The sequence below is a fragment of the Pseudomonas lactis genome, assembly GCF_001439845.1.
Classification (GTDB): Bacteria; Pseudomonadota; Gammaproteobacteria; order Pseudomonadales; family Pseudomonadaceae; genus Aquipseudomonas; species Aquipseudomonas lactis.
The window spans coordinates 18,643-36,043 of the sequence record NZ_JYLO01000023.1; the positions used below are offsets into that span (position 1 = coordinate 18,643).

Annotated in this window: 34 protein-coding genes; 13 read left to right on the top strand and 21 right to left on the bottom strand. The window is 58.0% G+C overall.

Annotated elements, in window-relative coordinates:
• Nucleotides 1–115 precede the first annotated feature (115 nt).
• From TX24_RS29060 to TX24_RS29085, 6 genes are all read right to left on the bottom strand, one after another.
• The gene (locus TX24_RS29060) at nucleotides 116–448 is read right to left on the bottom strand and encodes an HNH endonuclease (protein WP_057711976.1); all 333 of its coding nucleotides are present in this window, start codon (nucleotides 446–448) and stop codon (nucleotides 116–118) included.
• Nucleotides 448–624 (bottom strand): hypothetical protein, encoded by a 177-nt coding sequence (locus TX24_RS32235; RefSeq protein ID WP_167348436.1) that lies wholly within the window; start codon nucleotides 622–624, stop codon nucleotides 448–450. Before TX24_RS32235 ends, TX24_RS29060 begins: the two co-directional genes overlap by 1 nt.
• 202 nt (nucleotides 625–826) lie before the next feature.
• Nucleotides 827–1,213, bottom strand: a complete 387-nt coding sequence (locus tag TX24_RS29070) for a hypothetical protein (RefSeq protein ID WP_057711978.1) — start codon at nucleotides 1,211–1,213, stop codon at nucleotides 827–829.
• The gene (locus TX24_RS29075; protein ID WP_057711979.1) at nucleotides 1,210–1,536 is read right to left on the bottom strand and encodes a phage holin, lambda family; all 327 of its coding nucleotides are present in this window, start codon (nucleotides 1,534–1,536) and stop codon (nucleotides 1,210–1,212) included. Before TX24_RS29075 ends, TX24_RS29070 begins: the two co-directional genes overlap by 4 nt.
• Before the next feature lie 36 nt (nucleotides 1,537–1,572).
• Nucleotides 1,573–2,658 (bottom strand): phage tail tip fiber protein, encoded by a 1,086-nt coding sequence (locus tag TX24_RS29080; protein ID WP_244175953.1) that lies wholly within the window; start codon nucleotides 2,656–2,658, stop codon nucleotides 1,573–1,575.
• Nucleotides 2,659–2,682: 24 nt separating this feature from the next.
• Nucleotides 2,683–3,159, bottom strand: coding sequence for an HNH endonuclease (locus TX24_RS29085; protein ID WP_082628896.1), 477 nt, complete (start codon nucleotides 3,157–3,159; stop codon nucleotides 2,683–2,685).
• Nucleotides 3,160–3,453: 294 nt separating this feature from the next.
• Between TX24_RS29085 and TX24_RS33030 the strand changes: the two genes are divergently transcribed.
• Nucleotides 3,454–3,642 (top strand): ECs_2282 family putative zinc-binding protein, encoded by a 189-nt coding sequence (locus TX24_RS33030; protein WP_057711980.1) that lies wholly within the window; start codon nucleotides 3,454–3,456, stop codon nucleotides 3,640–3,642.
• A gap of 234 nt (nucleotides 3,643–3,876) precedes the next feature.
• Here TX24_RS33030 and TX24_RS29095 read toward each other — a convergent pair whose 3' ends face one another.
• From TX24_RS29095 to TX24_RS31535, 15 genes are all read right to left on the bottom strand, one after another.
• A complete protein-coding gene (locus TX24_RS29095) occupies nucleotides 3,877–4,260 on the bottom strand; it encodes an antiterminator Q family protein (protein ID WP_057711981.1) in 384 nt (127 codons plus the stop codon).
• Nucleotides 4,257–4,541: a hypothetical protein gene (locus TX24_RS29100; RefSeq protein ID WP_057711982.1), complete on the bottom strand. Its 285-nt coding sequence runs from the start codon at nucleotides 4,539–4,541 to the stop codon at nucleotides 4,257–4,259. Before TX24_RS29100 ends, TX24_RS29095 begins: the two co-directional genes overlap by 4 nt.
• Nucleotides 4,542–4,709: 168 nt before the next feature.
• Nucleotides 4,710–5,303 (bottom strand): hypothetical protein, encoded by a 594-nt coding sequence (locus TX24_RS29105; protein WP_057711983.1) that lies wholly within the window; start codon nucleotides 5,301–5,303, stop codon nucleotides 4,710–4,712.
• Entirely contained in the window at nucleotides 5,290–6,693 is a 1,404-nt protein-coding gene (locus tag TX24_RS29110; RefSeq protein ID WP_057711984.1) for a replicative DNA helicase, read from the bottom strand. The genes TX24_RS29105 and TX24_RS29110 overlap by 14 nt, the downstream gene beginning before the upstream one ends.
• Entirely contained in the window at nucleotides 6,690–7,487 is a 798-nt protein-coding gene (locus TX24_RS29115) for an ATP-binding protein (RefSeq protein WP_057711985.1), read from the bottom strand. Before TX24_RS29115 ends, TX24_RS29110 begins: the two co-directional genes overlap by 4 nt.
• Nucleotides 7,471–8,235 carry a helix-turn-helix domain-containing protein gene (locus TX24_RS31530; RefSeq protein ID WP_087149739.1) on the bottom strand — a complete coding sequence of 255 codons (765 nt, stop codon included), beginning with the start codon at nucleotides 8,233–8,235 and terminating at the stop codon, nucleotides 7,471–7,473. The genes TX24_RS29115 and TX24_RS31530 overlap by 17 nt, the downstream gene beginning before the upstream one ends.
• Nucleotides 8,232–8,468 carry a hypothetical protein gene (locus TX24_RS29125; protein ID WP_057711987.1) on the bottom strand — a complete coding sequence of 79 codons (237 nt, stop codon included), beginning with the start codon at nucleotides 8,466–8,468 and terminating at the stop codon, nucleotides 8,232–8,234. Before TX24_RS29125 ends, TX24_RS31530 begins: the two co-directional genes overlap by 4 nt.
• Nucleotides 8,465–8,989, bottom strand: coding sequence for a hypothetical protein (locus TX24_RS32365; RefSeq protein ID WP_057711988.1), 525 nt, complete (start codon nucleotides 8,987–8,989; stop codon nucleotides 8,465–8,467). The genes TX24_RS29125 and TX24_RS32365 overlap by 4 nt, the downstream gene beginning before the upstream one ends.
• Complete coding sequence (locus TX24_RS29135) at nucleotides 8,986–9,300, bottom strand: hypothetical protein (RefSeq protein ID WP_057711989.1); 315 nt, start codon at nucleotides 9,298–9,300, stop codon at nucleotides 8,986–8,988. Before TX24_RS29135 ends, TX24_RS32365 begins: the two co-directional genes overlap by 4 nt.
• Nucleotides 9,297–10,082 carry a hypothetical protein gene (locus tag TX24_RS32695; RefSeq protein WP_057711990.1) on the bottom strand — a complete coding sequence of 262 codons (786 nt, stop codon included), beginning with the start codon at nucleotides 10,080–10,082 and terminating at the stop codon, nucleotides 9,297–9,299. Before TX24_RS32695 ends, TX24_RS29135 begins: the two co-directional genes overlap by 4 nt.
• Nucleotides 10,082–10,798 carry a hypothetical protein gene (locus TX24_RS29145; RefSeq protein ID WP_057711991.1) on the bottom strand — a complete coding sequence of 239 codons (717 nt, stop codon included), beginning with the start codon at nucleotides 10,796–10,798 and terminating at the stop codon, nucleotides 10,082–10,084. The genes TX24_RS32695 and TX24_RS29145 overlap by 1 nt, the downstream gene beginning before the upstream one ends.
• Entirely contained in the window at nucleotides 10,795–11,106 is a 312-nt protein-coding gene (locus tag TX24_RS29150; protein WP_057711992.1) for a hypothetical protein, read from the bottom strand. The genes TX24_RS29145 and TX24_RS29150 overlap by 4 nt, the downstream gene beginning before the upstream one ends.
• Complete coding sequence (locus TX24_RS29155) at nucleotides 11,103–11,399, bottom strand: hypothetical protein (RefSeq protein ID WP_057711993.1); 297 nt, start codon at nucleotides 11,397–11,399, stop codon at nucleotides 11,103–11,105. The genes TX24_RS29150 and TX24_RS29155 overlap by 4 nt, the downstream gene beginning before the upstream one ends.
• Entirely contained in the window at nucleotides 11,396–11,656 is a 261-nt protein-coding gene (locus TX24_RS32050; protein ID WP_157255577.1) for a hypothetical protein, read from the bottom strand. The genes TX24_RS29155 and TX24_RS32050 overlap by 4 nt, the downstream gene beginning before the upstream one ends.
• Nucleotides 11,657–11,912: 256 nt before the next feature.
• Nucleotides 11,913–12,209, bottom strand: coding sequence for a transcriptional regulator (locus tag TX24_RS31535; protein WP_082628897.1), 297 nt, complete (start codon nucleotides 12,207–12,209; stop codon nucleotides 11,913–11,915).
• A gap of 43 nt (nucleotides 12,210–12,252) precedes the next feature.
• Here TX24_RS31535 and TX24_RS29165 point away from each other — a divergent pair, with 43 nt between their 5' ends.
• The 12 genes from TX24_RS29165 (at nucleotide 12,253) to TX24_RS29210 (ending at nucleotide 17,397) form a co-directional block, all read left to right on the top strand.
• Nucleotides 12,253–13,059: an XRE family transcriptional regulator gene (locus TX24_RS29165; RefSeq protein ID WP_157255578.1), complete on the top strand. Its 807-nt coding sequence runs from the start codon at nucleotides 12,253–12,255 to the stop codon at nucleotides 13,057–13,059.
• Nucleotides 13,060–13,170: 111 nt separating this feature from the next.
• The gene (locus TX24_RS29170; RefSeq protein ID WP_057711996.1) at nucleotides 13,171–13,551 is read left to right on the top strand and encodes a LuxR C-terminal-related transcriptional regulator; all 381 of its coding nucleotides are present in this window, start codon (nucleotides 13,171–13,173) and stop codon (nucleotides 13,549–13,551) included.
• 63 nt (nucleotides 13,552–13,614) lie between these two features.
• Complete coding sequence (locus tag TX24_RS29175) at nucleotides 13,615–13,860, top strand: hypothetical protein (RefSeq protein ID WP_057711997.1); 246 nt, start codon at nucleotides 13,615–13,617, stop codon at nucleotides 13,858–13,860.
• Nucleotides 13,861–13,862: 2 nt separating this feature from the next.
• Entirely contained in the window at nucleotides 13,863–14,297 is a 435-nt protein-coding gene (locus TX24_RS29180) for a tellurite resistance TerB family protein (protein WP_057711998.1), read from the top strand.
• A gap of 2 nt (nucleotides 14,298–14,299) precedes the next feature.
• Nucleotides 14,300–14,467 (top strand): hypothetical protein, encoded by a 168-nt coding sequence (locus TX24_RS32240; protein WP_167348437.1) that lies wholly within the window; start codon nucleotides 14,300–14,302, stop codon nucleotides 14,465–14,467.
• Nucleotides 14,468–14,519: 52 nt separating this feature from the next.
• A complete protein-coding gene (locus TX24_RS32780) occupies nucleotides 14,520–14,945 on the top strand; it encodes an Arc family DNA-binding protein (RefSeq protein ID WP_275941386.1) in 426 nt (141 codons plus the stop codon).
• Entirely contained in the window at nucleotides 14,933–15,214 is a 282-nt protein-coding gene (locus TX24_RS29190; RefSeq protein WP_057711999.1) for a hypothetical protein, read from the top strand. Before TX24_RS32780 ends, TX24_RS29190 begins: the two co-directional genes overlap by 13 nt.
• Nucleotides 15,211–15,378 carry a hypothetical protein gene (locus TX24_RS32245; protein WP_167348438.1) on the top strand — a complete coding sequence of 56 codons (168 nt, stop codon included), beginning with the start codon at nucleotides 15,211–15,213 and terminating at the stop codon, nucleotides 15,376–15,378. Before TX24_RS29190 ends, TX24_RS32245 begins: the two co-directional genes overlap by 4 nt.
• Before the next feature lie 70 nt (nucleotides 15,379–15,448).
• Nucleotides 15,449–15,880, top strand: coding sequence for an HNH endonuclease signature motif containing protein (locus TX24_RS29195; RefSeq protein ID WP_157255579.1), 432 nt, complete (start codon nucleotides 15,449–15,451; stop codon nucleotides 15,878–15,880).
• Complete coding sequence (locus tag TX24_RS29200; RefSeq protein ID WP_057712001.1) at nucleotides 15,877–16,125, top strand: hypothetical protein; 249 nt, start codon at nucleotides 15,877–15,879, stop codon at nucleotides 16,123–16,125. The genes TX24_RS29195 and TX24_RS29200 overlap by 4 nt, the downstream gene beginning before the upstream one ends.
• A gap of 67 nt (nucleotides 16,126–16,192) precedes the next feature.
• Nucleotides 16,193–16,387: a DUF4224 domain-containing protein gene (locus tag TX24_RS29205; protein ID WP_010564156.1), complete on the top strand. Its 195-nt coding sequence runs from the start codon at nucleotides 16,193–16,195 to the stop codon at nucleotides 16,385–16,387.
• 11 nt (nucleotides 16,388–16,398) lie between these two features.
• On the top strand, nucleotides 16,399–17,397 hold the full coding sequence (locus tag TX24_RS29210; RefSeq protein ID WP_057712002.1) for a tyrosine-type recombinase/integrase: 999 nt from the start codon (nucleotides 16,399–16,401) through the stop codon (nucleotides 17,395–17,397).
• Nucleotides 17,398–17,401: the final 4 nt, after the last annotated feature.

Below are 17,401 nucleotides of genomic sequence, written 5' to 3' on the forward strand. Positions count from 1 at the left end.
GCGTGAGAGGGGGAGTGGTCTGGGGAAAAGTCGATCCCCATATTTTGACCGCCCCCGGGTCTCAGATCGGGGAGTTTGCGTGCCTCAAGGTGCGAGTGACGTGCTACAGATCGACTCAGGCGCCCTGCGTTTCCTCGCGCTGCTTCTTCGAGGAGTGGCAGGTGCCGCACAGGCTCATCCAGTTGGTCCGGTCCCAGAACAGCGTCATATCGCCTCGATGAGGAATGACGTGGTCAACCGTGTTGGCCGCTGTCACCCTTCCCTCGCGATCGCAGTACACACAGAGCGGGTTGTCATTGAGGTGGACCAGCCGAGCCTTCTGCCACTCGTAGTTGTAGCCACGCTGACTGGACGTGGTCTTTCCGGTACGCCATGAGCCTGGGGCAGCAGTTGCCAACCTGTTGCCTTGAGTGCTGACCCTATTGCCCAAGGTCTTGATTCGAGCCATCACCCTTCCAGTGATAACTTGATCGAAGCCAGTATCACGCCAAGCGCGGCCGGCTTCGATGACATGGCCAGTTCAACAACCAACGCCTCTACGCGTGCAACCTCGGCACGCTCATCGGCTGGCATATCGCTGACCAACCCTTTGATCTGGTAGTACTCGGCGCTTACTGTGCTCATGGTGTGGTCCTTTATGCGCGCCACGATTTGGCGCATTCGAAAACGTGGCGCGGATTACTTGCTCTGGCTGCGGACGATCTGAGCGTCCACCTGGTCAGCGCAGGTATCCAGCAACTTGATGGCCTTATCCTTCAGCTCCCACACATCGCCATTGAAGCGAAGGTCTGCTTCATCCTGGTCTACCCGCTCGCACGGGATCAGCTCAGGGGCTTCGATCCTTACGGCCTGGGTCTTTGTTACTACCGCCGGCTTTGCCGCGCAGGCCGTCAGGAAGAGGCTGAGCAGCCCAGTCACGAACAGGCTTGCTGTTGCGCTTGAGTTCTTCAAAGTCTTTCCTCGCCTTCTCGGCTTTCTTCTCACTGGCCTTGATGCGCTGGGCCAGGTCTGCGGTATACGCCGCGTTGCGAAGTGCTTCGGCGCGCAGCGTGGTGATGGTGGCCTGGCTTTCGTTGTTGGCCTTGACCGCCTCATCCTTGGCCTGGGATTCAATGCGCTTCTCTGCGCGCAGATCCTCGACACGCATCTGCTGGATGCCGACGAGCAACAGGCCAACCAGGGCGACGATGATTGCCACTGCTATCGCCTTCATGCTGAGTCCGCCTTTCTGCCCAGGAACCTGATGATCAGGTCACGAATTGCTGTCACACCAATGAAACCAATGGCACCACCAGCAGCCACCGACAAGCTCGGCGGCCATTCCATCCACTCGATGATGCTGCTGGCTGACAGGCTCAAGGCCCCACACAGCAGCGCCTCGAACAAGGTGCGCCAGTAGTTCGGCTCTTTGGCGTCGTACAGCACGCGCAACAGCGTGATCGTGAAGGCCATGATTGCGCCCTGCCACAATGGGGTCGAGAGGACCAGCCAGACCTGGGCCCAGAAGTCGGGGTTTTTCTCAGGCATCGGGTTCATCTCGATATCCTCCCGGGTTGGGAGTGAGGGAATGGGTTAGCTGGAGCGGTGTAGCAGGCCGCCCGGTTTGAGCTCGGTGCGGATCACTTTCTTGACCTTTTCGGCGAAGCTACAACCCAGCAGGTCAATCTGCTCTTTAAGGTTCCTGCCCAGTTCAGTCTCGTCGATCTTGCCAGCCAGCAATTCGAGGATCTTGCTGGCATCACCATCGGTGATTGCCTTCTCAATCCCGGTCTGGCCGTTCTTCGTGAGGCTAAAACGCGCAGGATCGACAATCAGGCCAAGGCCGACACCCGCAGCGCACAGGCCATTTACGCCTTCCTGCATCTTCAACGACCAGCTCGGGCCGATCTTTGCGCTGGTGATCGCGCCATCGTGGAGGAAAGTGTCGTTGATGTAGGTCTTGCCTTCATCAACCTTGAATGGCTGAGGCTGCTCAGGTGCATCCAGGTTGCCGAACCGGTACCGAAGCACTCCGTCATGGCTTACCGAGATCACGCCGTCCTTGATGCGGATGTGGGTGCCGGCCACCTTCGCCTTCTCCAGGCGATCCGCCAGTTCTTCCTCGGTTTCGAGGCGGGAGTAGCTCAGGAACAGGCGAGCATTGAAGGATTCGGCGCCGTAAATAGCATCGAACTCTTCGAACTCAGCAGTGTGCCGGTACTCCTCAGGAACCTTTTGCAGCTCTGCCGCCATGAACTGGAGCAGATTGGCGGCGTTCTTGGGCAAGTCGTACTTGCTCCAACTCGCGACCTCTACCGATACCGTCTGGCGATCTGGAGCTTTAGCTGCGTCGCCGAGTACGCAGGAATTGATCTCGAAACTGCCATCGTGGTTGAGCTTCCAGCCGGACACACCAGGTACAAAGTTAGTGGACCGGATATGCCCTACTTGCGCCTTTTCAATAGCACCCAGACGGCGCTCCAGCAGGATGTTATCGCCAAACTTGTTCAACGCCTCCACGTCTACTTGAAGCTTCACCGCCGCTATAGCTGCTTCGCTTGCCGTTACACGAGACGCCAATGCCTCATCCGCAACCATCCGCGCACACTGCTCGGATTGAATCTGGGCGCTAATTGCACTTACTTGGCCGGCCAGTGCGTTGAATTGGGGATCAGACATTTGCTGTGCCTCATAGGTAAGGGGTTACGCGAAACGGGCGAACTCGCCGTGATACTTTTTTGCCGCTGCTCGATACGCTTCTTGCGCATCCTCAGCACAAGCAAACCGACCGAGGCTGATCCGCTTTCGGTCAACATTAATCTTTGCTCGCCACGGCCGAATAGACGATGAAGGGTCGTAGGAAACGCCCTTTATTCCGCACTTATTGTTCGAGTGAATCTTTCTGTTCCTGAGGTTTTCCGCATGACTGCAAATGCGAAGATTTGCTCTGCGGTTATCCATGCCATCACCGTTAATGTGATCAACAACCTTCCCTTCTGGGCAGTCGGTAATCAGCCGGTGCAGCATCTCCAGGCCAACGTACTTGCCCTGCTCGTACAGGAATCGCTGCACGTATCCCGTGTCACCGCTAGCGCGAAACGTCCAGCCAGCCTCATCGAGGTAATGCATGTCTTCTTGATCGACAAGGCCGGCACGCCCTGCAATTTCAATTGAGGGCATGATTCCGTCCGAATCCTGATCAAAAAAAAGGCCCGCCGATATGGCGAGCCTTGGAATAGGTTCGATGTCTTTCCATCAGTCCGCTTGAGCCAGCCCCAATAGCACACAGGTTTGGGCTGCTCATGCTGCCGGTGTTCTTTCGTAACGCGTGACGACCGGCGATACCGCGTCCAGGCCCTGCCCGAAGGCCCACCCTGGCTATGGCTCACGCAACTAACTTGTGTTTCGTCAACGCCTATATGGCCCCGTGCTATCGTTCAATTTCCACACTGAACAATCCATGGAGCATCAGCGATGAAGGTAAGCGTTAAGTGCAAGAAGTGCGGCAGTGACAAGTTCGAGATTCCGGCCAGGCCGACAAACTCCTCGAAGATCACCTGCGGCAAGTGCGGCGCCGTCGAAACTTACGGCAATGTCATGAAGGCTGTTGGCGACAAGGTCACGGAAGACTTGAAGCGGCAACTCGGGAAAATGTTCAAGTGACTGCATAGCCTCGACCAGTGGGCGCACCAGGTCTTGAAGGCCTTCTACGCTCACTTCCATCTCAAGCTTTGCCATGCGGCCTCCAGAAACGAAAAGCCCAACACAGTGGCTGGGCTTGCTAAATTTTGGTCACAAAAAAGCCCGACGCAATGGCCGGGCTTTCGATGTGGTGTCGCGCTTGAAAAGCTGAACACGGTGCCATGAAAACAGGGCTATTCCGCGTGTGCAAGTTTTTTATGCGGCTTCGATGAGTTTTTCCAGTGAGCAGTCTATCCATCCGACTCCCGTTTTGATGATCTCCCTGGCCTTTGCCTCGCTCATGTCGTACTTGTTGCCAATACGCTTGGCTGGCCACTTGGCTCCATAGTAGAGCCAAATGAAGTCGCCCATTTCTGGCGCACGCTTGCAAAGCCTGGCGACCGCACCATCGACGACGCTGGCCAGTTCGTCCGTGATGACGTAGGACTTGCTCGTCGACGGGATCATGTCCCGCATGATCGCCCAGGACGGTGACACATAGCTCGGTACGCCCATACCATCCATGCGCCAGAAGCCCCATTGCTCAAGCATGTACTCGGTATCGCCCAACGGCAGGCGCGAAGGTTTTCTTGTATTCATGCCGCTTTCCTCGGTGTCGGTTCGTTCAGGCCAAACAGCTCACGGAGCATCTTGTCGGCGATTTTGTTCTTGGCGTGCCCTTCGGTGATCCACCGGCGGGCGTAGTCTTGGAATCCGAGGCTGCCGCGGTGGTTTCCCCAGTCTGCGACCAGGTCCATCAGCGCGGCGGCGCCGATACGGCCGTTGGGCTTGTCGAGCAGCAGCCGGTTGCCCTGCTTGAGGAAGTCTCGCTCGTCAGAAGTCAGAACTTTGCGCGGCAATGCCGCCGTTACGTTACTCATTTGCGGCACTCCCGAGGCTTTTCCAAACCTCCACAATCACAATTTGTGGATGCAGGGCGCAGGCCCCGCAATCCGTGGCTTGTAGCGGAAAACGTGAATATTGGAATCTAACGCCTGTCTGCTCGGCATCAGCACGAGGGGCGATCCTGTCTAACGATCTTGAGGTCGTCATAGGCTCGCACTCCGCACCTGTAGATATTCGTTTGGCCTCATGTCACCGCGGGCTTGGGCAGATATCGCGTGGCGCCAAGCGCGATACGCATCCTCAGGTGAGGAGCCGACGCCCATCCATGGCAGCCCATCGGCGTAGCAGCAGAACGCGTCGTCACGCCCCTTGATCCGCGCCTTCGGTAACCGCCCGGTGAAACCGACCTTGTTCCGTGCCAGCCAGTCACTGACCGCCGGCCAGATGATCGCCTGCTCGACTTTGGAGAAGTCACCTTTGCCGCCATTGCTGCAGACCTCAGCCAAGCCGTAATCCTGGTTAGCAACCCACAAAACGAAACCACTCGGCGTATGGATCAGCTTGTAGCCCTTCATGAGCCAGCCCCAGTCTTCAGGAAAATCACGGATCGACGCAGCGATTCGCTCGGCTTCCGGGTACTTCGGCTCTGGAGGTGACGGGACAACAACGGCGCCCTCCGGGACGATCCAGCACTGTCCAGCCTCCATCTTTGAGCTAAGCGCGCTCAAGTGCGCACCAGGCACGAACGGCTCGGCGTTGCGCCCCAGCAGACGGTCCAGCAGCTTAAAACTTCTCATTGTTCTTCTTCCCCTTGTACTGGCTGGAGAAGGGGCGGCTGATCTCCACCTCTTCCTGGGTGGGCTCACGGCCCACAAAGTTGACGAACCGCCCGAACTGGCCTTGGCGCTGTACCAGGCATGAGCCGGCTTCGGCTTGCCTCCCCTTATCCAGAATCAACTCGGTGACGCCCTGCTGGCCCATCTCAGAGTCCCGGTCGTAATGCACCAGGATCACCGCGTCCGCGTCTTGCTCAATCTGGCCGCTTTCCTTGAGGTCGCTGGCCTGTGGTTTCTTGCCTGGCCGATTGGCCGGGCCTCGATTGAGTTGCGCCAGCACCAAGATCGGAATCGCCAGCTCGCGGCTTAGGTTCATGATGGCGATCGACACCTTGGCTACTGCGTCAGCACGGTTCTGTGACTTGCCGTCAGTCCCGACAATCTGCACGTAGTCGATCATCAGGATGTCGAGCCCAACCTCGCGCTGGAGCTTCAACGCCTCGGCTCGGATGGCTGGCATCGTCAGGCCTGGAGTGTCGAGCAGGTAGAGCTCTGCCTCCTTGATTTTTCCGGCCGCGACGCCTATCCGGTTCCACTCTTCTTGCTCCAGGCACTTGACCTCATCCATCCGACGCAGGTCTACGCCGCCCAGGCTCGCAATGGTCCTCAGTGTCAGTTGTTCACCAGGCATCTCAAGACTTACCACCAGCCCTACGCCGTGGCCGCGAGTAGCAACGTGATTCATGATCTGCAGCCCCAGCATTGTCTTGCCGCCGCCCGGTCGACCTCCAATCACCACCATTGATTTTTGGCGCAGAAAGCCAATCAGCTTGTCCAAATCCGCCAGGCCGGTAGAGAGCTTCGGAGGCGCCTTATCGTTGAGCACGTCATCCATGTGATCCAGCACAATCGGCAAAACATCGCTCATCCGCTTGTAACCTGCTTTTCCAGATGCCTTCAGGTCACGCAGGTCGGCCAGCGCCAAATCACACTGATCAAGGATTTCATCTGCTGGCAGATCGTCATAAACGCCGCTGTCCACGATTCGCCCAAGGTCGCGAAACTGACGCACCAGCGCCCACTTCCTAACCTGCTGGGCATAGCTCTTCCAATTAGCCGCCGATGGGACGCCTCGGCATAGGTCGATGGTGTATTGGAGAGTGGATGTCCCGCTGGGCAGATAGTGCTGAATCGAGCCCAGCGTCACCGCGTCAACAGGCATACGCTGCGCATGACAGTCGCAGATCACATCGAACAGCGCAGCGTTGTCCTGGTGCCAGAAGTCGCCAGACTTCATCTGCGAGATGATCTCGTCCAGCATTCCGGCGCTTTCGTTGAGCGAGGCGATCATGATCGCGCCCAGCACGCCCTGCTCGGCCTCGAGACGGTAATACTTGTCCTCGTGGTTCATTTACGCCCCCGCGCCGATTCCCAGGTGAAACCGACCAGCAGCGCTTTGTTCTCGCGCAGCCGGTCAAGGGCTCGCTCGCCAATGTACTGGCTCAGACCTTGGGCGTTGAGGTTGGACACCACCACTGTCGGGCGAACCAGGTTGTAACGGCGATCCAGCACCTCATGCAGAACCGACAGCTCGTAGTGAGTGCCGGCCTGGGCGCCAATCTCGTCGATCACCAACAAGTCGAAACTCGCCAACTCATTGATCACATCGCCCTCGGTGTAGCTGGCGGTTCGATCCATCGAGCGCTTGAACACGCGGATGATTTCGGCTGCGGTGGTGATCACTGCCACTGCACGGTGCTGACGAATCACATGCTGGACGATGCCGCTGGCCAGGTGCGTCTTGCCGTTACCGACGTTCCCGCATAAAAGCAGGTTGCGCCCCGCCTGGAAGTGCTCACCGAAGTTGTCGGCATAGCCCTGGCAAGTTTCCAGCGCCAGGGTCATGGATGGGGTGGTGACGCGGTAGGTGGCGAGAGTGCTATCGGCAAACCGCGGCGTGATGCCGGAGCCTACAAGCGCGCTGTTGACGCTTTCGGCTTGCAGGTTGGCCAGCGCCTGCGAATGTTCGTCGCTCCCCCGTGGCGCTACGCGCAGGCCGTGGAACTGGCATTGTTTGCACGGGCGTACTGCCAGAGAACCATCGAACTGCTCAACCTCGGAGCGATCAACATCGCCATGGATCGGGCATTCGCCGGCGAAAGTGCGCTGCTCAGGCTGGGGACGGAAATTAGAACGCTGGGCCATTGTCGCCTCCTTGGTACATATCGGGCGTGTGGTTGGGCAGGTGGTTGTAGGCCGATGGCTTTCCGCCGACTGCTGGCTTGAGTTCGTCAGTCCAGCGCTCGCCATTGATCCAGGTCGCGGCGTTCGGGATGTATCGGCCGTTTTCCTTGGCCCAGTCCTCGGAAACGCAGTGGCTACCCAGAGCGGTGATCAGGGTCTGGCGCAGCTCATCGTTCGGTTTCAGCTTCGCCCATGCCCTGATCGCTTCCTTGCGAGCTTTCTTCTTCGGGTACAACTTCCAGAACTGTTCAAACCCTTCATCCAAAGCCACTTTTTTAGCGCCTGATGCCGGAGTGTTTTTAATGCTCTTTGTATTGTTGCTCTGTGTATTGTTCCCCTGCGTGTTTTCCGAAGGGGGTTCACCGTCTTTTCCGAAGGGGTTCGCAGCGTTTTCCGAAGGGGTATTCGGAAAACCGAAGGGGTCGACAAGTCGCAGGCGGCGCTCGACTACGCGCTTGCCTTCGCGGATCAACTCGACACGCAGATGCCCCTTATCAACCAGCCCGCTGATGATCTCCGAGACTCGCGAGATCGAAAGATTGAAGAACTCGGCGAAGTGCGCGTTGGTCGCGTAACAACCCCGCGCGCCAGCCTCCAGGCTGGATATTTCACCCAGCATTACCTTCTCATTGGGCGACAGCGTGCGATCAAGCCAACGTTCCGCTGGAATCCATACGCCCTGGAATTTGCGTGGAGTATCGACAGTCATAGGTCCAGCTCCCGCGTTACCCGGGCAATGAACGCGTCATAGCTCTCGGTCATGACCACGCCGCGATCCTCCAGGGCGCCACGCGAGGCCTTCGCCATGGCGTAGACCTCCCAGCGGTCGCGGTCGGGCAGGTGACGGCAATTGGAATAGTTGGGCCAGGGGCCGGCGACTACTTCGGCAGTGGTGGCGGTAACTACCGGGATTCCGGTAGTTGATTCGATAGGACTGGTCATTGCAGGGTTTCCCCCGCCGGCCGCACGAACAATTCCTCGTCAGGCTCGCCCGGCATCTTGCCGCCGGACAATCGCATGATCAGCACGGTGAGGGCGTTGCACGAGTTGATCATCGAGGCATGCGCGTTCCAGACCGTGTCGTCATCAGGATCGGTGCAGGCCAGCGACTCATGAGCGAAGTTCGTTCCGTTGCTCGCCATGCAGGCCAGCGTCAAGTCATCGAACTGCTCAAAATGTGGCTCATTGAGGATCGCGAGCCGCTCAACTGCGGCCGGCGGAATATCACCAGGGAAGGACAAAGGCACATTGGAGGCGGTTATCCCCTGGACCAAAGCTTCGCGTGGGATGCCCTTGGCTTGCAGGACCGTGCTCAAGGAGAGGAAGCAGGCGAGCGCAACCATCTCGGTAGGGTGGCCCTCAGCTTTAGCGTGACCGACTACCAGAGGCAGTAGGTCGCCCAGGACGAACGCCTCATGGGTAGCCATGTCGTTGGATGCGCCTTTCTGGATTGGCTTTTTCATAGCGATCGCTCCAGGCGCTGAATCAGCGTCCGCATTTTGCGTTTGGTACTGGTGGTCAGATAGCGAGCCGCCAGCCAGCGCTGAAACGCTGCATCGGTAAATCGCAGCACGCCACTGAACCGTTCATCCTCGGGGTCGATACGCTTGCGCGGCTCATTTGGGTATGGGTGCCCGTAGGCAGTGAAGTAGGTCTTGTAGAGGGCATTCAACTCGCGGCGCAGGCTATTGCGCTGAGTCTCGGCCTGCTGGTGGTTGACCGCGGCCTCGGCGATCAGCCCCATGAGTTCTTCGTAGGTGATTTTCTTGCTCACAGGGGCTTCTCCGGATTGAATTTTTCGTAAAAGAACTGGCCGTCCCAGGTCTTCTTCATGGGTAGCTTCTCGGCCATGTACAGGTCGAACAGCTTCTTGGCGCCTTCCTCGAGCATCACCGGCGCGTAGCGGATGAATGAGGTGATGCCCTCCCCGCCGACTTTGAAAGGCTTCTCGCTGAGCCAATGCTTGTCGCGAGCCATGGCGTACACGCGGTACTTCGGAGAGTGGTCAGGGTCGGTTTCGGTGTTGTAGATCCATTTCAGTCCCGCCAAGAACGCCAGAACCAGCTGGGAATTAACGCCGTTGAGGCGTTTGGCGAACTGAGGGACCGTCTCGCCGGGCATGAACAGGTACTCCAGCGCCTCGATCTTCTTTGCCTGCTGCTGGTTTTCGAGAGCCAGAACAGCCTTTTCCTCGGCCAGGTCAGCAGCGAAGCGCAGGGCGTCCGGAAGGTTTTCGGGGAGTCGCATCTCGGCGGCTGCAGCGAGCGCGTTCAACTTGGCCACTACTTTCCGGCGAACGGCCTTCGACTCGCGCATCGATACCAACATGCATTGGTCGCGGGTTAGGTCGTAGCAATCCATGAGGACGCCGCTTTGGGGGTGTGCAATTTTTTTGCACCCCCCCAATTCGCCCGCCAACTCGTCTTCAACCTTGGTGATGAACTGGTCGTTGCGTATCTTGGCTTCACCGGCATCCACACGCGCCTCATTGATAAGCTCGCGCAGATCGGCAGTGGACATAACGGCATCGCCGCCTTGGAATTTGGCGATGGTCATCAGTAAGCCCTCGAGCGAGAGTCGCGGCGGTAGGTTCTTGGCCGGCGAGCCCGCTCAATAGCTGCCGAGGAGACGCCCGTCCCGATGAAGGAAACATGCAAGTCAGTCTTGAGCATCACCTCAGGAATGTGGAGGTAGCGACCGGCAGGAAGCGCCCGCGGCTGGCGCCGAACCCTGGGCATATGCTTGTCCATCAGCGCGATATCGGCGGCGACTTCTTCCTGAAGGCTTTTGCCGAGCTCGCAAAGCGGTACGGGCTCGCCCGGGCGAATCTGGCTCCAGGCATAGCGATCAGCCAATACCTCGTTGATGCTGCGGATCACGCTTTCGCAGCGGGTGCGGACCTGGTGGTCATCAATACGACCGGTATCCCAGTAGCAGAAGTTATCCACACGGTGCCCGATCTCATGAGCAACGATGAACGGATAGATTTCGTGATCTTCGAGGATTGACCAATCGATCTCGGGCCGCTGGACACGCCGCAGCCGACCCGCGTCTACGCTGGTTGAAAGCTCAATGCCGCATCCCTCAGTAAACGACAGCTCGTCTGCCGAGACATCCATGCAGACGAGAGTGGCGCGAGGGTCGAAGATGCCCCAGCAATTGCCCAGAGCACGGAAAGTCGAAAGACTCAGCGCGCAGCCGGCCTGCTTTGTCTGCTCGGCGAAGCTACGGTACTGGGTGCGAGTTAGGCGAAGCGTGGTGTCGGTTTTCATGGGCGCACCTCGATATCAATTCCAGGTCGCTCACCAACGACGCCGTAGGACGCGCCCAGGTGGCGATGCAGCCAGCAGAAGTTCCCGCTGAAGATCCGCACCTGCTCGACATGCCGACTAAGGTCACAGGCCAATTGGCTGTTGTGGTAGCCGCCCAAGGCAGGAACGATCTGGCCGAGAACGAGCGCCGCCAGGCGATTGAACTCATCGCGAGCGAAATTCATTGAGCACATGTCGTCAGCGTCGAGCACTGCTTCACGCAAGACTTCGCCTTCAAGTTGGCCAATAACAGAAAGGGAGGTGGTCATGGCTGCCCCTCCGAATTTCGCGCCACGTTTTGCGACTCAGCGTTTCGTAGCGCGGATTTAGCGGCATCCAAGTCAGCGCGAAGCGTTTCAAGGTTTCGCTCCTCATCGTTAGCCAGGTCGCCAGCGATGCCAGCACCCAAAACAATCAACTGATCCAGGGTGTCGCGGGCGAGACCCTCGTTCTGCATAGCGAAGAACAAAGCCTCGATCTGGAAGAGCGTTTCCTTGCAGCAAGACAACTCGTTAATGGCAATGCATGCGACCTCGCGGATATCTTTGACGGCGCTGTTCATAGAGCACCGCCTTGGGCGATAGCGCCCTCGACTTCGCGGACCATGCTGATTCGCTCGAGATAGACACGTCCCGGCTGATCAGCATCCCGACAGCTCAGAACCAAGTCTTTGTGACGCTCCAACCCACGACGACAAGCATCAACAGATTCAGTGACCGCAACCTCGAAGCAGGAGAACCGAGCGCCCGGGAAGACCGGCCTCAGCATTTCCAGAACCTCAACGGCAAGACCTTTAGTACCGCATTCGAGAAGCTGCATAGGAGGCTCGACTCCGCGAATGCATGGGACAGTTACTGCCAGCCCCCTTGTAATTGATTCTTTGGCTTGCTCTTGCGCCTTTGGTGGCGTGGTGCTATTTTTCATTTGCATTGTTTTTGCCCTTCGATAGACAAAGTGATGCCAAAGCCACCTGGTGGAACAGGTAGCAACTAAGAAGCTCAGCTCAGGCTGGGCTTTTTTGTGGGCGGTCGAAAAGCTCAGCCGCTCAGCAAAAATAGGGAGGCGCTGCGGGGGTTCATGGGGATGCCTGCGCAGTACTGGATGAATGAACAGATGGCTTGCCAGACTGATCGGCGACAGGTATCTGGGGCATCATTTGGTTCAAGGTTGGCGAGGCTTCTGGGTACAGATCGGGGCGGAGCTCGTGACGAGACACGCCCGAAGCAGCTTCGATTTTCAGCACGTGTTTGGCGGGCACTCTGCCTGTTGCGCACATCCGCTGAACGTTTTGCGGCGTACAGCCAAGCACTTTCGCTAAAGAGGTTTGGCTCCCTACGGCCTTTGCCGCTGAAGCCACTGCACTTAGATCCATCGGGCCGACCTGCGAATTTATGAGAATGCAGTCAGGCTACAGATTGAAACTGTACATTACAAACGTTTTTTGCAATGACCATTACAACAACGGACTGTATTCTGAAGCTATGAAGACAATCGCTGAAATCATCTCTCAGAGCAGGCGGGCCGCCGGACTGAATCAGTCCGAGCTGGCTCGCGCGCTAGACATCACCCCTCAGTCCGTACAAGCCTGGGAGTCTGGCAGAGCAAAACCAAGGCCGGCGCTTTTCCCTCGAATGGCCGAGATCTTGAGAATCTCGCCAAACCGCCTGCTGGACTCGGTGCTGTATGTAAAGGACGCAGACTCTGGATTTTTGACGATGGGCGATGAGCCTCCACCAGAGATACGTAGAGAATTGGACTTGTTTAATGCGAGCCTTGATAAGACTTCTTTCGACAAAGACACAGTGAGCCTCCCTTTCATTAAGGAGATTGCCAAGTCTGACGATAGCGTTGAGACAGCCGTTGAAAAGGTGGACTGGAGAACATACCCGTTCAGCAGATCTCTACTCGCCAAAGCGGGCGTAACTCCACGAAATGCGGCCTGCATTGAGATCGCCGGGAACAGCATGAGTCCGTTGTTACAGGACGGAAGTGTTGCCTGCATAGACACGTCGGCAACAGGAGTAGTTGATGGAAAGGTGTACGCACTGGACCATGCAGGACAGCTTCGACTGTGCGTTATTTACAGAGTCCCGGGCGGTGGAATTCGCCTACGAAGCTTTAATCGCGACGAGTACGCAGACGAAGAGTACGGCCCAGATGAGATTGACCGACAGAAGATCAGGATACTAGGGAAGGTCTTCTGGTCGTCCACATTCTGGTGAAAAGCTGGGGGTGACCCCGGTTTTTTTTGCACGGCATTACAAATTATATTTGCAATAAACAAAAGTTAATTGTAATTTCACTCCATCGCACCCCAGCATGGAGCTTCAGACATGACCACCAACACACTCACCGCCGGCAACTGGCAGGGCAATCTCAAGATGGGTCTAGCTCCTCGCGAGCTTGAAGCCACACTGTGGGCTGCCGCCGATCTGACGGTGAAAGAGATTGGTCGCGTCATGGGCATCAGCCCGAACACCGCTGAGAAACGCCTCGACTCTGCTCGCTTCAAGCTGGGCGCCAAGACAATGCGCGGCCTGGTAATGGAAGCGTTCAAGCGCCAGATCATCAGCCCGTTGATCTTGTTGCTGTGCATGGTGCTGACCGTCCAGCAAGCCAACACCGAACAGTTCGGCCGCATCCGCCGCCCAGGCGAACGCCGCGTTGAGACTCGCGTGGCCGTGCGCCGCATCGAGACCGCACTCACCGTTTAACCAAACCTGATTTTTGCGAAAGCCAACAACGCGGCGGGCCTTTGCTCGCCCTGGAGAAAGTGAATGACCCAGAAAACGCTGTCCCCGTGGCGCCTGTTCAAGGTGCTGATCTCGATCCTGCTCTACCTCAGCGTCTCGGTGGCCTGGCTGTTGTTCGCTGCCCGCGACCTGATCAGCAGCAGCTCTGACCTCGATGTCGTCGGTGGTTTCTTCGGTACCGCCGTTTGGCTGATCGCCACCGGCTGCCTGTACCTCCACATCACCACACCAAAACCCGGCCAATCGGCCACAACCCACGAAAGGAAATAACCATGTTCGGCAAAATCTTCGGCAAGAAAACCGGTCAGGCTCGCGCAGCGGTAGCCAAGTTGGCCAACCGTGATCTGATGGAAGCGGTCGTGTACGGATCGATCTACGTGGCCGCTGCTGACGGCGACCTGGAAGAAAGCGAGCTCTCCAAGATCGAGACCATCCTCAGCAACAACCCGGCGCTGCAAGGCTTCGGCGCGGAGCTTTCCAACACCATCGACCGCGCCAAGACCGACTTCAAGTCGGGCGCTCGCATCCTTCGACAGAACGCCGAGAAAGAACTGGGCGACCTGGCGCACTCCCCCGCCGAAGCGCTGACAGTCCTCAACGTCATGCTGACCGTGGCTGAGGCAGACGGCGAGATCGAGCCGGCCGAGCTAACCGCCCTGGAGCGCAGCGCCAAGCTGCTGGGCCTCAACCTCAAAGACCACCTGTAACCATGCTGGCCAAGCTCGGTAGCAAGACACGGTCACTGGCAGCCTACGGGCTTGCTGGCGGCGTTGTCTTCGTCGACTCGGCCAGTCGCATCTTCTCGATGGTTGGCGACCTGATCCTGGTTCTCCTGCTGTTGGTGGTGCTGATGGCCGGCAAGTCAAAACCCAGTTGATGCATCCACAGTGCCAATGGCTCATATCTGAGCCATTGGACAGGAGAGGACAATGAGCTCACTGAATTACGATTCCCGCACCGCCGACAAGTTTGTGGTGCGCCTTCCCGACGGGCTGCGCCCCGATATCGAAGCCGCAGCAAACGCCAGCGACCGAAGCATGAACAGCGTGTTCGTCCAGGCTGTGCGTCAGTACCTGGACGGCCAGAACCGCCAGCAGATCCTGCTCGACGTGCTGGCCAACACCGTCACTACTCCCATTACTGCCGATTCGATGCACATAGATGATCGTGTGCGGATGGCGGCGAATGCAAATCGGTATGAGTGGCTGCGCGATCGTGTCCGCGTTATCGATATCGACACCTGCCTGTGCGTGGTTCGCGACGATACCGTTTACTTCGGCAGCGACCTGGACAAGAACGTCGACGAAGCGATGCGCCTGGCCCGCCTGGAGGAGTTGCACCCATGCGCGGACTGATCACCATTGCCCTGCTGCTGATCGTTGGCCGGGCCTCCGCCGGCGAGCAAGTGATCAGCGTCCAGCACGACTCAAGCCGCTCGGTCACCTGCTGGATCACGCCCCAAGGCGGCATCAGTTGCTTGCCTGACAGTTCGCTCCTACAGATACCCGCCAGCACCGCCACCGACGAAAGCCAGGCGACACGGGCTTCTCTGGCAACTTCCATGTGCCAAAGCGGGCAATTGCCCGCCACCCCGCTCCCACAGGATGAGAGGTTCCAGCTATGAACCGCCTCAACGGTACCAAGGGCCAGCGCCTGATCGAGCTGTTCAACGCCCTGCAGCGCCGAGAAACCACATTCGGCCAGATCTACGCGATGTCGGCATCGTGCGGCATCGATGCCCGCCGGGTGCTGGCTGACCATTTTCAGCGAGGTCATGGTCGTGCGTAAGGATGGGATCGGCCGTAGATGGACAGAGCAAGAAGTTGCCCTGTTAACCGAGCTCTATCCTCTGACGCCCATGCCCGAGATAGAAGCGAAGGTGGGCAAGACTGCCGGCCAGATCAAGAACAAGGCCACAAACCTCGGACTAAGGCGAGACCAATCGATCCTGGGGGCAACTCGCTTCAAGCCCGGCCAAGAATCCTATAACCGGATCGAGGTCGGTGAGCGCAGGGACGACGGGCGAAACATAAGGATCAAGCTCCCGTGTGGTGCATGGGTTCTTGAGCACCGCTGGGTTTGGGAGCAGGCCCACGGCCCGATTCCCGACAAGTGCGTTGTGGCTGCACGGGATGGAAACAGACGTAACACCGACTTGGCCAACCTTATGCTCGTGACGAAGGACAGGCATTGGAGGCGCAACCAAATACGCAAATACCCCGCTGAGTTGCAGGACGTGATCCTGGCCCAGCAAGACCTCAAGAGAGCAATACGGGAGAAGAAATCATGAAGAACAAACTGAGCGACCTGCGGGACCACCTTTTTGCGCAGCTTGAGGCAGTGCGTGAAGCCTCCGATGAGGACTTGGCCAAGGAGGTATCGCGCGCGCAATCCGTATCCGACATCAGCCGCGTATTGATCGAAAGCGCCAAGGTTGAGATCGACTATTTCCGCCACATAGGCGGCGAGAACAGCGCAAGCAGCTTCATTGAGTCGAAGCCGGCGCTGCCTCCAGGAAAGGTTACGCGCCAATGATCACGAAGAAAGCCGCGACACCACCAACGGATAACGAAAACGTGTCGCGACACGAACGGAGGTAGGTATGTTTCTGACAGCAGAGGAAGTTGCCGACCTGACTGGCTATAAGAAGCCAGGGGCACAGATAAAGTGGCTGACCGCCGAACGCTACGGGTTCGCGGTAGGCGGTGATGGTCACCCGAAGGTGCTGCGCCAGGTTGTCATTGGTCGGCTGGGTGGTATTCAATCAAGGAAGGGGCCGGAGCTTCGGCTGGGTTGAGGTGAAGATCGATGCGTCCGCGCAAGAAGGACCGGCACCTGCCGGCGTGCATGTACCAGAAGCATGGCGCTTATTACCTGGTCCGAAAGGGCAAGTGGAAGCGCCTGGGCACCGACTTTCAGGCATCCCTGGCAGAGTACGCCAAGTTGCTGGACAAAGGCACCCAGGGTGGAATGCCCAAGCTGATCGACGATGCGCTCGAGCATATGCGTACCAGAACGAAGCCACCACTTAAGCCGAATACGCTCAAACAGTACGAGGCTGCGTGCGAACGCCTGAAGGAAAACTTCGCCGATTTCGAGCCCCGCGAGGTACTTCAGCGACACGTCGTCGCCCTCAAGCTACACATGGCGGACACCCCTAATATGTCGAACCGGGTGATCTCGGTGCTGCGGGCAGTGTTCACCTACGCCCTGGAGCAGCAGATCGTCGATTCGAATCCCTGCATTGGCGTGCGCCGGCACCTGGAGCACAAGCGCGACCGATACATCACCCACGGTGAATTCCAGGCCATCTGCGCCAACTCCAGCGCCAACATGCGGGTGATTTACGAGATGTGCTATCTGACCGGGCAGCGCATTGGCGACGTCCTGGCCATCCGCCTGGCGGACATCAGCGCCGAAGGCATCGCTTTCAAACAGGAGAAGACGAACGCCAGGTTGTTGGTGCAGATGACGCCAGACCTTGAGGATTTGATCAACAGGATCAAGGCGCTGCCCCGAAAGATCCGTGGCCTTACCCTATTTTGCTCCCCGCGCGGCGGAAAACCGGTTCACTACAGCTCGGTCAAGGATGCATTCGCGATCAGTTGCAGAAAGGCCGGCGTGGAGGACGCGAGCCTGCATGACCTGCGCGCCAAGTCGCTTTCTGACACCGACGACCAAGGTAACGATGCGCAGAAACTTGGTGGTCACACAGACGCCAAGATGACGCAGCGATATCTGCGCCTGCGTAAAATCAACGTTGGACTGCCACCCAGAATGCCGCAAAAGGCTGATTTAAAAGCATAAAAAA

Coding starts and splice junctions, on each gene's coding strand:
- TX24_RS29060 (WP_057711976.1), bottom strand. CDS start 448: ATGGCTCGAATCAAGACCTTGGGCAATAGGGTCAGCACTCAAGGCAAC.
- TX24_RS32235 (WP_167348436.1), bottom strand. CDS start 624: ATGAGCACAGTAAGCGCCGAGTACTACCAGATCAAAGGGTTGGTCAGC.
- TX24_RS29070 (WP_057711978.1), bottom strand. CDS start 1,213: ATGAAGGCGATAGCAGTGGCAATCATCGTCGCCCTGGTTGGCCTGTTG.
- TX24_RS29075 (WP_057711979.1), bottom strand. CDS start 1,536: ATGAACCCGATGCCTGAGAAAAACCCCGACTTCTGGGCCCAGGTCTGG.
- TX24_RS29080 (WP_244175953.1), bottom strand. CDS start 2,658: ATGTCTGATCCCCAATTCAACGCACTGGCCGGCCAAGTAAGTGCAATT.
- TX24_RS29085 (WP_082628896.1), bottom strand. CDS start 3,159: ATGCCCTCAATTGAAATTGCAGGGCGTGCCGGCCTTGTCGATCAAGAA.
- TX24_RS33030 (WP_057711980.1), top strand. CDS start 3,454: ATGAAGGTAAGCGTTAAGTGCAAGAAGTGCGGCAGTGACAAGTTCGAG.
- TX24_RS29095 (WP_057711981.1), bottom strand. CDS start 4,260: ATGAATACAAGAAAACCTTCGCGCCTGCCGTTGGGCGATACCGAGTAC.
- TX24_RS29100 (WP_057711982.1), bottom strand. CDS start 4,541: ATGAGTAACGTAACGGCGGCATTGCCGCGCAAAGTTCTGACTTCTGAC.
- TX24_RS29105 (WP_057711983.1), bottom strand. CDS start 5,303: ATGAGAAGTTTTAAGCTGCTGGACCGTCTGCTGGGGCGCAACGCCGAG.
- TX24_RS29110 (WP_057711984.1), bottom strand. CDS start 6,693: ATGAACCACGAGGACAAGTATTACCGTCTCGAGGCCGAGCAGGGCGTG.
- TX24_RS29115 (WP_057711985.1), bottom strand. CDS start 7,487: ATGGCCCAGCGTTCTAATTTCCGTCCCCAGCCTGAGCAGCGCACTTTC.
- TX24_RS31530 (WP_087149739.1), bottom strand. CDS start 8,235: ATGACTGTCGATACTCCACGCAAATTCCAGGGCGTATGGATTCCAGCG.
- TX24_RS29125 (WP_057711987.1), bottom strand. CDS start 8,468: ATGACCAGTCCTATCGAATCAACTACCGGAATCCCGGTAGTTACCGCC.
- TX24_RS32365 (WP_057711988.1), bottom strand. CDS start 8,989: ATGAAAAAGCCAATCCAGAAAGGCGCATCCAACGACATGGCTACCCAT.
- TX24_RS32695 (WP_057711990.1), bottom strand. CDS start 10,082: ATGACCATCGCCAAATTCCAAGGCGGCGATGCCGTTATGTCCACTGCC.
- TX24_RS29145 (WP_057711991.1), bottom strand. CDS start 10,798: ATGAAAACCGACACCACGCTTCGCCTAACTCGCACCCAGTACCGTAGC.
- TX24_RS29150 (WP_057711992.1), bottom strand. CDS start 11,106: ATGACCACCTCCCTTTCTGTTATTGGCCAACTTGAAGGCGAAGTCTTG.
- TX24_RS29155 (WP_057711993.1), bottom strand. CDS start 11,399: ATGAACAGCGCCGTCAAAGATATCCGCGAGGTCGCATGCATTGCCATT.
- TX24_RS32050 (WP_157255577.1), bottom strand. CDS start 11,656: ATGCAGCTTCTCGAATGCGGTACTAAAGGTCTTGCCGTTGAGGTTCTG.
- TX24_RS31535 (WP_082628897.1), bottom strand. CDS start 12,209: ATGGATCTAAGTGCAGTGGCTTCAGCGGCAAAGGCCGTAGGGAGCCAA.
- TX24_RS29170 (WP_057711996.1), top strand. CDS start 13,171: ATGACCACCAACACACTCACCGCCGGCAACTGGCAGGGCAATCTCAAG.
- TX24_RS29175 (WP_057711997.1), top strand. CDS start 13,615: ATGACCCAGAAAACGCTGTCCCCGTGGCGCCTGTTCAAGGTGCTGATC.
- TX24_RS29180 (WP_057711998.1), top strand. CDS start 13,863: ATGTTCGGCAAAATCTTCGGCAAGAAAACCGGTCAGGCTCGCGCAGCG.
- TX24_RS32240 (WP_167348437.1), top strand. CDS start 14,300: ATGCTGGCCAAGCTCGGTAGCAAGACACGGTCACTGGCAGCCTACGGG.
- TX24_RS32780 (WP_275941386.1), top strand. CDS start 14,520: ATGAGCTCACTGAATTACGATTCCCGCACCGCCGACAAGTTTGTGGTG.
- TX24_RS29190 (WP_057711999.1), top strand. CDS start 14,933: ATGCGCGGACTGATCACCATTGCCCTGCTGCTGATCGTTGGCCGGGCC.
- TX24_RS32245 (WP_167348438.1), top strand. CDS start 15,211: ATGAACCGCCTCAACGGTACCAAGGGCCAGCGCCTGATCGAGCTGTTC.
- TX24_RS29195 (WP_157255579.1), top strand. CDS start 15,449: ATGCCCGAGATAGAAGCGAAGGTGGGCAAGACTGCCGGCCAGATCAAG.
- TX24_RS29200 (WP_057712001.1), top strand. CDS start 15,877: ATGAAGAACAAACTGAGCGACCTGCGGGACCACCTTTTTGCGCAGCTT.
- TX24_RS29205 (WP_010564156.1), top strand. CDS start 16,193: ATGTTTCTGACAGCAGAGGAAGTTGCCGACCTGACTGGCTATAAGAAG.
- TX24_RS29210 (WP_057712002.1), top strand. CDS start 16,399: ATGCGTCCGCGCAAGAAGGACCGGCACCTGCCGGCGTGCATGTACCAG.